The organism is Okeania sp. KiyG1 (assembly GCF_014132355.1).
In the GTDB taxonomy this organism is placed as follows: Bacteria; Cyanobacteriota; Cyanobacteriia; order Cyanobacteriales; family Microcoleaceae; genus Okeania.
In genome coordinates, this window is the sequence record NZ_BLZO01000098.1 from 52416 (window position 1) to 69272 (window position 16857).

4 protein-coding genes are annotated in these 16857 nt (G+C 40.4%); 3 read left to right on the plus strand and 1 reads right to left on the minus strand.

Annotated elements, in window-relative coordinates:
* The first annotated feature begins 121 nt into the window (after window positions 1–121).
* Window positions 122–3109: a CHAT domain-containing tetratricopeptide repeat protein gene (locus SAGCYANO_RS24115; RefSeq protein ID WP_202222401.1), complete on the plus strand. Its 2988-nt coding sequence runs from the start codon at window positions 122–124 to the stop codon at window positions 3107–3109.
* Window positions 3110–3934: 825 nt separating this feature from the next.
* Complete coding sequence (locus tag SAGCYANO_RS24120; RefSeq protein WP_202222402.1) at window positions 3935–4951, plus strand: hypothetical protein; 1017 nt, start codon at window positions 3935–3937, stop codon at window positions 4949–4951.
* A gap of 252 nt (window positions 4952–5203) precedes the next feature.
* Here the strand turns inward: SAGCYANO_RS24120 and SAGCYANO_RS24125 are convergent, their stop codons facing one another.
* Window positions 5204–5464, minus strand: coding sequence for a hypothetical protein (locus tag SAGCYANO_RS24125; RefSeq protein ID WP_202222403.1), 261 nt, complete (start codon window positions 5462–5464; stop codon window positions 5204–5206).
* Between the two features lie 18 nt (window positions 5465–5482).
* Here SAGCYANO_RS24125 and SAGCYANO_RS24130 point away from each other — a divergent pair.
* Window positions 5483–16857 (plus strand): CHAT domain-containing protein (locus tag SAGCYANO_RS24130; RefSeq protein ID WP_202222404.1); only part of this gene is annotated, 11375 nt, incomplete at its 3' end.

Below are 16857 nucleotides of genomic sequence, written 5' to 3' on the forward strand. Positions count from 1 at the left end.
TATTCATTATTGGCGCGATAAATGCACTTATTTATTTCGGTTATTATGTTTCTATTTTACTTTTTACATTTCCTGCATTTTATTCGTTTATATAGTAATTCAAGGAATACGTTATAGATTTTTGAACTATCGTGCTAATAGACTCCAAAAGTTAGGTCGATATGATGGGGCTATTCCCATTGCCGAACAATCAGTAAAACTGGCGCAGCAAATCTGGGGGAAAACCTACTATGCTAAAAGCAAAAATGCTTTAGAAGCTATGCTCAACATCCTGGGAAAATTATACCGTATTAGTGAAAAGTTATTGTTATTCGGAAAAAAAAATAATTATAGAGCTGTAACAGTTGCTATTAACAACTTAGCAGAATTATATCGCTTAACTGGGCAATACAATAAAGCTGAACCTTTGTTCAAACAAGCTATAGAAATTGATAAAATTGCACTGCCAGAAACTTACCTAGACCTTGCTCACAAGATCAACAACTTAGCATTATTATACTCGGCACAAGGACGGTATAAGGAAGCGGAACTATTGTTCAAAGAAGCTCTAGAAATCTACAAAATAGCACTACCAGAAAATCACCCCTACCTTGCTAACCCACTAGGTAGCATAGCATACTTATACCGTACTCAAAGGCAGTACAATGAAGCCGAAACTTTGCTCAAACAAGCTCTAGAAATAAAAAAAATTGCACTGCCAAAAAATCATCCCTCTTTAGCCACAACTCTTAACAATATAGCATTATTATATAAGTCTCAAGGCCGATTCAATGAAGCAGAAATTTTATACAAGGAAGCTGTAGAAATCTACAAAACCGCCTTGCTAGAAAGTCATCCAGACTTTGCTAGCACTATAAGCAATCAAGGAAAATTATATAAGTCTCAAAGACGATATAATGAGGCAGAAATTTTATACAGACAAGCCATAGAAATTGATAAAATTGCACTGCCAAAAAATCATCCTGACTTAGCCATCCACCTCAAATACCTAGCAGAATTGTTAGTTGCAACCGATCGCCCCAAAGAAGCATTGAAACTGATGCTCAAGTCAAACAAAATTGAAGATATGACGATTAGACGAATTTTTGCCTCCAGTTCTGACAGCGATCGCATGGCCTGTATACAACAACGAGTCGTACCTTATCTTGGTGGTCTCCTCTCCTTAGTCTACCAATATCTCCCCCACTCCCAAGCAGCAAAACAAGCAGCATTAAATCTCGTCCTCAAACGGAAAGCTCTAACTGCAACTGCTCTTGCTGCTCAAAACCAAGCAGTCTTCAGCGATCGTTATCCCCAACTCCAAGAATTTTTTAGACAGTGGCGAGAAAAATGCAAGGAACTTTTAGCATTTACCTATGAAGTACCCCCACCAGAAAAACTGGAAGCTCACAAACAACAGTTAGCTCAACTGCAAAAAGAATGTAATGAGTTAGAAAGACAGTTAGCGCAAAAGATACCAGAAATTGCTATGCAGGAACAAATGGGCGACAGACGGGCAGTAGCTTCAGAGTTACTAGAGGGAGGAAAGTTGTTGGAGTTTGTGCGGTTTGATGTCTTTGATTTTCAGAATGATAGTTGGCAGGAGACGCGGTATCTGGCGTTTGTTTTAGCTGCGGAAAAACCTTCTGAGGTAGAAATGATGGATCTAGGGGAGGCAGAAAATATCGATCGCTTGATTTCTCTGTATCGAGAGTCGGTGATAGATTTGGAAATACAACAAGTGACGACTTTAGACCCATCATGGATTTATACAACCGAGTCTACCCAGGCAATTACATATAATTCCCAACCAGGTAAGAAACTACGAGAGGCAGTTTTTGATAAATTGCGGGATAAGTTAGCAGGTTGCAGTCATTTAGTAATAGCTCCCGATGGGGATTTAAACTTGGTGCCATTTCAGATATTGCCAGAGGATGATGAGACAACAATATTGCAGGATGAGTACAACATTAGTTATGTCAGCGTCGGGCGAGAATTATTGCGCCGTCGCATCAAAACTAAGGGTACAGCAAACGAACCATTAATTATTGCCGATCCTAATTTTGATTGGTCTCAGAATGATGCAGGTATTCGACAACCAGAGTCAAATATGGCTGTTTCTGATATGAATGTTAGTCAAATGTTTGGTACTCTTGCAGGTGTAGAATTTAAACGGTTGAAAGCAACTGCTGATTTTGCCCTAACTATTGGACAACAGTTAGGAGTCAAACCTTTCTTGCAAAATGAGGCAACAGGCGATCGCCTGCTCAAATGTAAATCTCCTAAACTGCTCATTGTTGCTACTCACGGTTATTACACCCAGAGATGGAGAGAATATCAGCGTTTGTTGATAGAATTGTTGATCTGTTCCCAGGAAAAACAAGCAGAGATATTAGTAAAAAATTATGGTTTCGTTGATGAAGAGTTTCTGGAATATATTGAAGAGTTTCTGAAATATATTGAAGCGTTGCAAAAAAGCGAAAATTTTCATAATGAAATCAGAGAAAAGTTGGGAGCGATATATTCTCTGGTGAAACAACAGATAAATACCACTTCAGCAAAACCTCCAGTTAATAACATGGAATTTGAAACCTTCAAACCAAACCGCCACCAAGCAAAAGTCGAAAACCCGATGATGCGTTCGGCGATCGCTTTTACAGGAGCGAACACCTGGTTTTCCGGCGGCAAACTACCCGAAAATTTCCCAACTATGGTATTTGCTCAAGATATTGCGGGTATTGACCTCTGGGAAACAGACCTCACGATTTTAATTGCTTGTCAAAGTGGGTTAGGAGACGTGCAAACGGGAGAAGGAGTTTTCGGGTTGCGTCGTGCATTTGCGGTCGCTGGCAGTAAAACATTAATAATGAGTTTGTGGAGCGTACCAACATTAGCAACTATGTTATTAATGGAGCAATTTTTAGATTATTTAAAACCAGATCTTAGTCCTGCGGAAGCATTTAAAAAAGCACAGCAATATATCATTAATGTCACGGTTGGAGAGTTACAAAAAAGTAAATTAGGTAGGGATATTTTAGCCGAATTAAAGTTAGGAAATAATCTAAAAATTGACAGTAAACCATTAGCTCATCCGTATTTTTGGGGAGCGTGGGTGTGTCAGGGAGAGTAAATTCAGTTATCAGTTATCAGTTTTTAAAGCCCCCTAAATCCCCCAAAATTGGGGGACTTTTAGAAGCAAATTGACTCTTGTTGCCCCCAAATTTGGGGGGCTAGGGGGGCAAAATTCAGTCCCCAATTCTGGGGGACTAGAGCAAGCAAATTGACTCTTGTTCCCCTTTTAGTAGGGACGTTGTATGCAACATCTCAGCCCCCGCGCATCCCCCAAAGTTGGGGGACTAGAGCAAGCAAATTGACTCTTGTTCCCCTTTTAGTAGGGACGTTGTATGCAACATCTAAGCCCCCGCGCATCCCCCAATTTTGGGGGACTAGAGCAAGCAAATTGACTCTTGTTCCCCTTTTAGTAGGGACGTTGTATGCAACATCTAAGCCCCCGCGCATCCCCCAATTTTGGGGGACTAGAGCAAGCAAATTGACTCTTGTTCCCCTTTTAGTAGGGACGTTGTATGCAACATCTAAGCCCCCGCGCATCCCCCAATTTTGGGGGACTAGAGCAAGCAAATTGACTCTTGTTCCCCCCAAAGTTGGGGGGCTAGGGGGGCAAATTTCAGATATCCTCTAAATATAATGGGATTTTGTACATGAATCAAATAGGATTATCATATTAATAACAGTACTTACGCAAATGCACTGCATATGGTGCATTGGTGCGTTACGCTAGCGCTAACACACCCTACCAATAGCACTGCATATGGTGCATTGGTGCGTTACGCTAGCGCTAACACACCCTACCAATAGCGTTCATGCGTAAGTCCTATTAATAAAAACAGACTTTCCCCTATAGAAGGTCTCTACTTGAAAAATAGCGGTAAAAACTATGAAGAAAAATCCCACTATCGAAGGCATCTATGAAATTTGCATCGGTATCACTGAAACCTTACCAATGATTCAATATTGGCAACAATTTGGCTATCGCATTGGCAAAACAGGAGAATTAACTGCTCCTACAGTGAAAAATTTGTATGGAGTCAATTCTAATCTGCGCTCAATTAGACTCGAACATCAAAATGCCGACCATGGTTTGATTCGCCTTATGACTTGGGAAAACCCCACTAATGAAGGTTTAGAAATGACATCCATGAAAGTTTTGGGCAACCGTTGGGGGACAACCTTAACTGCAGATGTTTTGAATATTCTTAACCATGCTGAGGATGCCTACTTAGCAGGTTTGCCAATTTGTATTACTTTTCCTGAGTGGGAAATAATTTACAAAACGGAGAAAGGTCGCCCGTTTATCGATCCAGCAGTGGGAGTGCGGGAAATGATGTTACTGCAACCATTAACACGTCAGGTATTGTTCCAACGCTTTAATTACACAGTTCCCGAATATGGCAAAATTAATCATAACTGTACTTTCAAAACTAGCCAATTTACCCATGCAGGTATGGTGGTGCAAGATGATAGCAAAGAAAAATTGAGATTTTATGAGGATGTATTAGGTTTGTTGCGAACGCGGGATGACTCAGAAACTACTTATGAAAGTTCAGCAGCAGGCAGGCAAATTTTTGATTTGCAACCAGGGGAAAAGTTTATAGTTACAACTTTTGACGATCCACGCTCCTCAATAAATTGGCAGGAAGCACGTTCTGGCAGAATGTATATTATTCGATTTCCTGAAGCAGTGAAGTTGAACAATTGTTTTGAATATTCGCGACCTGGTTGCTTAGGAATGTCTTTGTATACTTATCGAGTTAATAATATAAAATATTATTTTGACCGAGTTAACAATTCAGCAGCAACGGAAGTTACAGATATTATTGATAACGAGTTTGGCGAACAAAGTTTTTCTTTTGTTGCTCCTGATGGTTATTTCTGGAATTTAGTTAGTAAGTAGGAGGAGTCAGGAGTAGGGGAGCGGGGGAGTAGGGGAGCGGGGGAGCGGGGGAGTAGAGAGTAGTTAGGAGAAACGAGGAATTAATTAGGAAATAGTCGGATATATTTGTTCCTTGATTTTTCTGCTATCCCCCCTGCCTTTTATGCTAATTTTTTGAGGGTTTTCAACGTGATACCAGGCACTTTTTTCGCTCCTTTAAAGGCTAATTTTTTTGATCTGTCAGTGCTTTTATATTTAATCAGAAAGCCCTAATTAGGTATAAAAAAATGTTCCATCCTCGCCCCATCTCCCCACCTCCCCATCTCCCCATCCCCCATCTCCCCCACCTCCCCATCTCCCCATCCCCCATCTCCCCATCCCCCCATCTCCCCATCCCCCCATCTCCCCATCCCCCATCTCCGTGTCCTCAAGAACCCCATCTCCCCATCTCCCTTCCGCATTATTAAGGAGGTGTCTCAATTTGAGAAAAGATATACTGGAGTTAATAATCATTACATTTGTGAGTTTTACCATTAACTCTCAGTCCATAATATGAAACTAATCACATTACATCTTTGTCCTCTGATGAGCTTCGTGTCTCTATTAGGAACAGTCGCTCTTCCTGCTTATAGTCAACCTATTACTCCGGCAAATGACGGTACAGGAACTACCGTAAATCAAAATGGCAATCAATTTAATATTCAAGGCGGTACTCATAACGGCACTAACCTCTTTCACAGTTTCGGCAAATTTAACCTCAACTCTGGTCAAACCGCCAACTTCATCTCCACCCCAGACACCCGTAATATTCTAGGCAGAATTACAGGTGGAGACCCTTCCAGAATTAATGGCTTAATTCAAGTAATAGGCGGTAATTCTAACCTTTTCTTAATGAACCCCACCGGAATCATATTTGGCCCTAATGCGAGTCTGAATATTCCCGCTTCCTTCAGCGTTACTACTGCCACAGGTATAGGTTTCAACAGTAATAATTTCTGGTTTCAGGCAATAGGAACAAATGACTACTCAAATTTAGTAGGCAACCCCAGTGGTTACAATTTTAATGTCTCAAACCCAGGCGCAATAGTTAACGAAGGCAATTTAAGTTTAAATCCTGGACAAGATTTAACTCTAACAGGTGGTACAGTTATTAACACAGGTGAATTATCTACGGCAGGTGGTAATATCACTATTGCTGCAGTTAATGGTGGAGATACATTGAGAATATCTCAACCAGGCCATCTGTTGAGTTTAGATGTATCACCTACTTCTAATAATTTATCAGGGCAGTCAATTACACCGATGTTATTACCAGAATTATTAACAGGTGGTGACATACATCACGCCTCTTCTGTGGTTATGAATGCTCAGGGTAATTTGGAATTGACCGATACAGCAGGAGTAGCGATCGCTTCGGGAAATATTGATGTCTCTACAACTTCCCCCCTTTCAAAGGGGGGTAAGGGGGGATATAATATTGGGGGACAGGTAAATGTATTGGGCGATCGCGTGGCAGTTATCGATGCCAATATTAATGCCAATAGTCCAAAGGTCGGGGGCACAATATTAATCGGAGGCGACTTTCAAGGTAATGGAATTGTTCCCAATTCTCAGCAAACTTTTGTTAACAATAATTCAATTATTTCTGCCGATGCTATTAATAATGGAGACGGCGGTCAAGTAATAATTTGGTCAGATGATACGACTAATTTTGCCGGGAGTATTAGTGCTAAAGGCGGAGATTTTTCTGGTGATGGAGGCTTTGTTGAAATCTCAGGAAAAGAACAATTAATATTTGATGGAAATGTCAATGTTAGTGCAGCATTTGGAGAAACAGGAACCATATTATTTGACCCTAAAAATATCATTATAGGAGGGTCAGAAAGTAGCAACGAGTCACCGGAACAAAATGAAGATGATAATGTCACATTTTCTGTGGCAGAAATAGAAGAAATAGAAGGTGAAATTATTCTTCAAGCTGATAATGATATAACTGTTAATGAACCAATAGAAACTTCAGATGCAATAGAATTAAAAGCCGGACGAAATATTAATATAAATGCAGATATAGATACATCTCAAACCAATAGCAATATTTCTCTATTTGGTAACGACAATAGTGCAAATATTAATAATCGCGACCAAGGAGCAGGTTCGATTAATCAAATCGAAGGTACAACATTAAATTCCGGTAGTGGGGATATTACAATTAGACTAGGAAATTTAGGTGCAAATGGCGATATAAATTTAGCTAATTTAACTACTACTGGTCAACTATTAATCAATGCTAACCAGGGGAATATTAGACAAGTTTCTCCTAATTCTTTAATTACTGCCGATAGAGCAATATTTGAAACTCAAAATTCTGGTGGAATAGGTTTAGCTGAAGCACCTTTGCGAATAGATGTAAATAACTTAGAAGTATTAACAGGGGAACAAGGAGTATTTATTAACTCAATCAGTGATTTAACTATTGGTGGAGTTAGCGAAGAATTAACAGGAATTTCTACTAGAGGTGGTGGTAATATTGAACTAAATATTGATGGGAATTTTACTGCAATTGAAGAGGTAGTTACATCAGTTCCTGACAGACAACCAGGAACAATTACTATTTCTACTACTGGGAATATTGATACTACTGAAACCACACTTAAGTCAAATTCTGAATCAACTACAGGTGGCGATATTTCCCTCGCTGCTGATGGCAATATTCAAACAGGAGATATTAATGCTTCTACCATGGGTAATGATAGAGGTGGAAATATTACCATAAATAGTGGTGGTGAAGTTGATGCAACTGCAGGTGAAATATTTTCTGCCTCTTTTGATGGCGATGGTGGGAATGTTAGCATTACCAGTAATGGCAATATCAAAACAGGTTATATTGACTCTCGTTCAGACGGTAGTGGTAATGGTGGGAATATTACTCTAGAAAGTACGGGTGGTAATGTTGATACCAGTAGTGAAGAATTAGCTTCTTTTTCCGTTGAGGGAAATGGAGGAAATGTCAGCATTACCAGTAATGGCGACATCAAAACAGCAGATATCTTTTCTTCCGCAGGGGAACCATTAGATGCAGAGGGAGACTTAGCAAATTCATCACCATTCCAAACAAATAACACTGACTCAAATCAAACTCAGAGTACAAACGGTAGTGGTGGGGATATTACCCTGACAGCAGAAGGTATTATTGATACTAGCGCAGGAACTATCGAATCATTTTCTCGTCTGGGCGATGGAGGTAATATCAGCATCACTAGCAAAGGTGATATTACTACAGGGGAAGTTTTTTCCACTGCTGGCGACCCTGATGTAGGCAACTCTGTAGATAATAACCCTACCGAAACAACACAGACAGAAATAAATAGTGGCAATAGTGGTAATATCAGTATTGAAAGCACAGAAGGGGCAGTAACTATCACAGCAGAAATAGATACTGTTGGCGAGGCAGGAAATGCTGGAGATATTACTATCAAAGCTTTTGGAGATATTAATACTGAAAGTATTGAATCAAAAACAGGTGGTGGTAAAGGTGGAGATATAACTATTGAAAGTACGAATGGTACTGTTGATACTATTGGAACTGACACAGAAGCAGCAGCAGGAATATTTTCTGCTTCTATTGATGGAGATGCAGGAAACATTAACATTACTGCTGATAGTAATTTGACCACAGGTAATATTGACTCCACTTCAATTAATGGTCAAGGTGGGAATATTACTCTCGAAAGTACAGGGGGAAATATTAATACCAGTAATGGTGACATAGCCTCTAAGTCACAAGCAGGAAATGCTGGAAGTGTCACTATTAAAAGTCAGGGTAATATTAATACAGGTAATATTGATTCCCAGACACAAGCAGGCCAGGGTGGAGATATTACTATTGAAAGTACAGATGGAAGTATTGAAACCTTGGGAACAGGCCAAGATGTAGCAGGAATATTTGCTGCTTCTGAGCAGGGAAATGCAGGAAACATTACTATCAATAGTAATGGGAACTTGACCACAGGTAATATTGACTCCAATTCAATGAATGGTCAAGGTGGGAATATTACTCTCGAAAGTGTAATTGGAAGTGTTGAGACAAGGGGTGGTGAAATAGCTTCTAAGTCGGAAACTGGAAGTGCAGGAAATGTGACAATCAAAAGTCAGGGTGATATTAGTACAGGTAATATTAACTCTCGTTCAAACGGTAGTGGTCAAGGTGGGAATATTACTCTCGAAAGTACAGGGGGAAATATTACCCTTGAAAGTACAGGGGAAAATATTAATACCAGTAACGGTGACATAGAGAATGGATTATCTTCTTTTTCAGAGTTAGGAGATGCTGGAGATGTCACTATCATCAGTAGTGGTGATTTGACAACAAGTGATATCAACTCCCGTTCAAAAGGCAGCGGTAAAGGTGGGAGTATTACTCTCGAAAGTACAAATGGAAGTGTTGATACAACGGTTGGTAATATAGTGTCTAGGTCACAAGCAGGAAATGCTGGAAGTGTCACTATCAAAAGTCAGGGCGATATTAATACAGGTAATATTGATTCCCAGACACAAGCAGGTCAGGGTGGAAACATTACCATTGAAAGTACAGGTGGTAGTATTGAAACCTTGGGGACAGACCAAGATGTAGCAGGAATATTTGCTGCTTCTGAGGAGGGAGATGCTGGAAAAGTTACCATCACAGGTAATGGAAATTTGATTACAGGTAATATTGACTCCCGCTCAACTAATGGTAAAGGTGGGAATATTACCCTCGAAAGTCTTGCTGGAAATATTGATACCAGTGCTGGTGAAGTCAGGTCTTCTTCTCGTAGGGGTGATGCGGGAACTGTGAGTCTTACCAGTCAGGGCAATATTACAACAGGAAGTATCCTTTCTTTTGCAGGTCGAGGAACAGATGAAGAGGAAGACTCAGAAGATTTATCTCCAAACGAGAGTGGCAGCAGTAATGGGGGAAATATTACCCTCAAAGCAGGAGGAACTATTGATACTACTGCAGGAGCTAATGATAAATCTAAGTTAGAGTCATTTTCTCGAGAAGGTTTAGGTGGTAATATTACTCTGGAAGCTAAAGGTGACATTACTACAACTAAAATACTTTCCAGTGCAGGAGACCCCCAAGCAAGTAACCCTGAAGATAATGCTGATATCACACCCCTAACAGAAACAGAAATAAATGAGCGCAGCAGTGGTAATATCCGCATTGAAAGTACCGAAGGTGCAGTAACTACCACAGAAGAAATAAATAGCTTTGCCACTTCTGGTAATGGTGGCAGTGTAACTATTAAAAGTCGTGGCAATTTAACAATAAGTGATATTAACTCCCGTTCGGATGTTAATGGTCGGGGTGGTAATATTACCCTCGAAAGTACAGATGGAAATATTGATACAACTAATGGCGATCGGGGAATATCTTCTGTTTCAGAATTAGGAAATGCTGGAGATGTGACTATTACCAGTAATGGCACTTTGACTACAGGTGATATTGACTCTCGTTCAGACGGTATGGGTCAAGGTGGCAAAATTACTCTCGAAAGTATCGCCGGAAATGTTAATACAACTAACGGCGATCGGGGAATATCTTCTTTTTCAGAATTAGGAAATGCTGGAGATGTGACTATTACCAGTAGTGGCAATTTGACTACAGGTGATATTGACTCTCGTTCCAAAGGTAGTGGTCGGGGTGGTAATATTACCCTCGAAAGTACAAATGGAAGTGTTGATACAACGGTTGGTAATATAGTGTCTAGGTCACAAGCAGGAAATGCTGGAAGTGTCACTATCAAAAGTCAGGGCGATATTAATACAAGTAATATTGATTCCCAGACACAAGCAGGTCAGGGCGGAGATATTACTATTGAAAGTACAGGTGGTAGTATTGAAACCTTGGGAACAGACCAAGATATAGCAGGAATATTCGCTGCTTCTGAGGAGGAAAATGCCGGAAACGTTACCATCACAAGTAATGGCAATTTGATTACAGGTGATATTGACTCTCGTTCAACTAATGGTCAAGGTGGCAAAATTACCCTTGAAAGTACAAGCGGAAATATTGAGACAACAAGTGGTGAATTATCTTCTTTTTCTGAATTAGGAAATGCTGGAGATGTGACTATTACCAGTAGTGGCAATTTGACTACAGGTAACATTGACTCTCGTTCAGACGGTAATGGTAAAGGTGGGAATATTACTTTAGAAAGTCTTGCCGGAAATATTGATACCAGTGCTGGTGAAGTCAGGTCTTCTTCTCGTAGGGGTGATGCGGGAACTGTGAGTCTTACCAGTCAGGGCAATATTACAACAGGAAGTATCCTTTCTTTTGCAGGTCGAGGAACAGATGAAGAGGAAGAATCAGAAGATTTATCTCAAAACGAGAGTGGCAGCAGTAATGGGGGAGATATTACCCTCAAAGCAGGAGGAACTATTGATACTACTGCAGGAGCTAATGATAAATCTAAGTTAGAGTCATTTTCTCGAGAAGGTTCAGGGGGTAATATTAGTCTGGAAGCAAGAGGTGACATTACTACAAAAAAAATTCTTTCCACCGCAGGCGACCCCGAAGCAAGTAACCCCGAAGATAATACTGATATCACACCCCTAACAGAAACAGAAATAAATGAGCGCAGCAGTGGTAATATAAGCATTGAAAGTACGGAAGGTGCAGTAACTACCATAGAAGAAATAAATAGCTTTGCCACTTCTGGTAATGGTGGCAGTGTAACTATTAAAAGTCGTGGCAATTTAACAATAAGTGATATTAACTCCCGTTCGGATGTTAATGGTCGGGGTGGTAATATTACTCTCGAAAGTACAGATGGAAATATTGATACAACTAACGGCGATCGGGGAATATCTTCTTTTTCAGAATTAGGAAATGCTGGAGATGTGACTATTACCAGTAATGGCAATTTGACTACAGGTGATATTGACTCTCGTTCAGACGGTGATGGTCAAGGTGGCAAAATTACTCTCGAAAGTCTCACCGGAAATGTTAATTCTAGTCAGGGTAGATTATTTTCTTTTTCAGAATCAGGAAATGCTGGAGGTGTGAGTATTACCAGTAGTGGCAATTTGACCACAGGTGATATTGACTCTCGTTCAGACGGTGATGGTCAGGGCGGCAAAATTACCCTCGAAAGTCTCACCGGAAATATTAATACAACAAGTGGTGAATTATCTTCTTTTTCAGAATTAGGAAATGCAGGAGATGTGACTATTACCAGTAATGGCACTTTGACTACAGGTGATATTGACTCTCGTTCAGACGGTGATGGTCAAGGTGGCAAAATTACTCTTGAAAGTCTCACCGGAAATGTTAATTCTAGTCAGGGTAGATTATTTTCTTTTTCAGAATCAGGACATGCTGGGGGTGTGAGTATTACCAGTAGTGGCAATTTGACCACAGGTGATATTGACTCTCGTTCCAAAGGTAGCGGTCAGGGCGGCAAAATTACCCTTAAAAGTACTGGGGGAAATATTGAGACAACAAGTGGTGAATTATCTTCTTTTTCAGAATCAGGAGATGCTGGAGATGTGAGTATTACCAGTAGTGGCAATTTAACAATAGGTGAGACTAACTCTAGTTCAAAAGGTAGTGGTCGAGGTGGCAATATTACTCTCGAAAGTTTCACCGGAAATGTTGATACAACAGGTGGTGAATTATCTTCTTTTTCAGAATCAGGAGATGCTGGAGATGTGAGTATTACCAGTAATAGCAATTTAACAACAGGTAACATTAACTCTACTTCAAAAGGTAGTGGTCGAGGTGGGAATATTATCCTCGAAAGTCTCACCGGAAATGTTGATACAACAGATGGTGAATTAGAATCTTTTTCACGTTCAGGAAATGCTGGAAATGTGACTATTACCAGTAATGGCAATTTGACTACAGGTGATATATTTTCTTCAAGTGGCAACCCGCGAGATTCAAATAACGACAATAACTCCTCAGAAGATGGATCTGTATCAGAAGCAAACCCACAACCAACAGATAATTCTAATAATTCTAACCCTGGAGAAAATACCCGAGGTTCTGGAGGTAGTATTACTCTAATAGCTGAAGGTGAGATAAATACCACAGCAGGAGTCATCGAGTCATTTTCTCGTCGAGGTGCAGGAGGCGATATTAGTCTGGAAGCTAAAGGTAATATTACTACAAATGAAATCATTTCCTCCGCAGGAGACCCAGAAAATATTCCACCTACAAGGGAAAATACAGACAACACCAACACTACTCAGTCTCAGGTTGAATCAGAAACAGGTAGTCCTGGGGGCAATATTACCATCCAGAGTCTTGAGGGTAACGTCACAACTCAAGGAGAACTCATTTCCTATAGTAGTCAAGGAGATGGAGGTAATGTTAGTATTATCAGTAACGGCGATGTTAATACTGCTGGTATAGACTCCCGCGCTGATAACAGGGGTCGTGGTGGTAGTATTTCGATCCAAAATCAAACAGGTAGCATTGAAACTATCGGTGGTGAGTTAGCTTCTTCCTCCAGAACAGGTGATGGCGGTAATATAGAGATTACCAGTACAGATGATATTGTAATAGAAACAATTTTTTCCGAGTCAGAAGGTGATGGTAATGGTGGAGATGTGACTATTACAGTTAACGGCAATATCCAAATAGGAACTATTGAATCATTTGCTGGAGGTAGTGGTAAAGGTGGAAATATATCTATTACTGCAGATGGTGCAATAGATGCTAGTATTGGCGAATTAGTCTCTAGTTCCCAAACAGGGGAAGGTGGAAATATTACCCTCAGCGCCACAGGAGATATTAGTACTGGTTTTATCGAAAGCTTTAGCGGTGCGGGAGCAAGAGGTGGTAATATTACTTTGGAAACAATTAATGGAAATATTGATACCACTGTTGGGTTTTTAGGTGAGGAGGTAAATATTCCCACTGATGCTGATGTTTCTTCAGAAGATGTGGCGACTATCTTTGCACAGGAACGCGCAAACCTGAGTTCCTACGCTCCAGAGGGTACTGGAGGAAATATTGTGATTATTCAGCGGGGTCAAGGAGATATTACCACTAGCAATATTAGTTCTTTTGGCGGGGAAAGTAGTGGAGCTGTTAATATCAGCAACAATGACGGCAATATTAATACGGGTGTAATTTTTTCCACTGCTATTAATGGTACAGGCGATCGAATATCTATTGAAACTCTGAATAACGGCGACTTAAATATTAATCATATTGCTACTTATTCTACTGCTGAGGATGGTACTGGGGGTCAGATAAAATTGAATGCTAGTGGTACTGTCAATATTAATAACGTAGCATCTTTTGGCAATGCAGGTAGTGGGGATGTAAGTATTGAAAGTAATAGCGGTAGTATTAATACCGGGACTATTCAGACCCGCGCTCCCAGTGGCACCAGTGGTAATATTACTCTGAATACTTTTAGCACTCAAGGGGATATTAGAACTGCAAATGTTACCACTGAAGGTGGGGAAGCGGCTGGAACAGTTGAAATTATTGCTGCCGATGGTTCGGTTACTACTGAAGATTTGGAATCTATTTCTGAGTCTGGAAATGCTGGAGGTATTGATGTTCAAGCAGGGGAGGATATTGAAACTGGAGACCAAACTGTTGATAGTGCTGTTGGTGATAGTAATATTAATAACGAAGCAGGAGGCGATATTACTGCAGGAGACCAAACTGCTACTACTGAAGAAGGTGATGCCAATATTAATAACCAAGCAGGAGGCGATATTACTGCAGGAGACCAAACTGCTACTACTGAAGAAGGTGATGCCAATATTAATAACCAAGCAGGAGGCGATATTACTGCAGGAGACCAAACGGCGGTAACTAACCAAGGTGATGCCAATATTAATAATGAAGCAGCAGGGGATATTACTACTGGAGACCAAACGGCGGTAACTAACCAAGGTGATGCCAATATTAATAACCAAGCAGGAGGCGATATTACTGCAGGAGACCAAACTGCTACTACTGAAGAAGGTGATGCCAATATTAATAACCAAGCAGGAGGCGATATTACTGCAGGAGACCAAACGGCGATAACAAACCAAGGTAATGCCAATATTAATAATCAAGCAGGAGGCGATATTACTGCAGGAGACCAAACTGCTACTACTGAAGAAGGTGATGCCAATATTAATAACCAAGCAGGAGGCGATATTACTGCAGGAGACCAAACGGCGGTAACAAACCAAGGTAATGCCAATATTAATAATCAAGCAGGAGGCGATATTACTGCAGGAGACCAAACGGCGGTAACAAACCAAGGTAATGCCAATATTAATAATCAACCAGCAGGTAATATTACTACCCAAGACCAAATAGCTACCACTCAACAGGGTAATGCCAATATTAATAATCAACCAGCAGGTAATATTACTACCACAGACCAAATAGCTACCACTCAACAGGGTAATGCTAATATTAATAATCAACCAGCAGGTAATATTACTACCCAAGACCAAATAGCAATCACTCAACAGGGTAATGCTAATATTAATAATCAACCAGCAGGTAATATTACTACCCAAGACCAAATAGCAATAGGTGATACAACAAATATTAGCAACTTACCAGGAGGAGAACTTAACACTGGTGACATCATTCAAATTAGCCCACCTCCATCAACACCAATAAACAATACTTTGCCAGAACAATTACCTCAAATACCAGAAAACCAAAGCATTCCAGCAGAATCAAACCTAGTACAACCAACAACAACTCCAGCCATCCCCACAAATAACATTTTACAACCTAACAACCCAATCTCAAATCCGATCGCCACTAACATTATCCAGTCAATACAGAGTAACAGTACCATCAGCACAACCAATAATCCTAATCTGCCAAACAAAAAGAGCGATCGCCAACAAATCAACATCAACACCGACACCAAAACTGCTTTACAAAACATCAATATTATTAACAACACCCCCCTAACTGTTGCTGCTAACTCTCAAACTTTGACTGCCTTGGAGCAAAACCGGAACAATGAATTTACCGACCACTTTGGGGAAGACCTATTAACTCAAAATACATCCATAAAAAATATCCGGGAAGTGCTGACAGATATCGCCCGTGAAACAGGCAAAAAATCAGCAATTATCTATGTCACAGCTTACCAAGAAGAACTGCAACTGATATTATACACATCAGACAGCGACCCCATCCTCAAAACTGTGCCAGCAGCTCATCGCCAACAACTCATGGAAGTTGTGCTACAATTAAGAGTTAAAGTCACAACTCCCTCCCGTCGTAATAGTCAAAGCTATTTGCCACCAGCACAAAAATTGTACAATTGGCTCATTGCACCCATATCAGCAGAATTAGAAGCTGCTAATATCGATACCTTACTATTCAGTATGGATGAAGGTCTACGGACATTACCTGTAGCAGTATTACACGATGGTCAACAATTCCTCGTCGAAAAATATAGCCTCAGTTTAATTCCCAGTATCAGTTTAATGGATACCAACTACCGCCCAATTCAAGATACCCGAGTATTAGCAATGGGAGCAAGTGAGTTTATCAAACAAAATTCCTTACCAGCAGTGCCAGTAGAATTAAAAACTATTTCCCAACAGTTGTGGCAAGGTAGTCAATTCCTTAACCAAGACTTCACCCGTAATAACCTGCTAACCCAACGACAAAATTATCCCTATCCCATCGTTCACCTAGCAACTCATGCAGAATTCCGACCAGGTGCTATCAGCAATTCCTATATTCAACTGTGGGGTAACGAACAACTACAACTAGACCAAATGCGACAGTTAGGTTGGAACGATCCACCAGTAGAATTATTAGTATTGTCAGCTTGCCGCACCGCCGTTGGTGACAAAAATGCCGAGTTAGGTTTTGCCGGGTTAGCAGTAGCAGCAGGAGCAAAGTCTGCCTTAGCAAGTGTGTGGTATGTGAATGATGAAGGTACGTT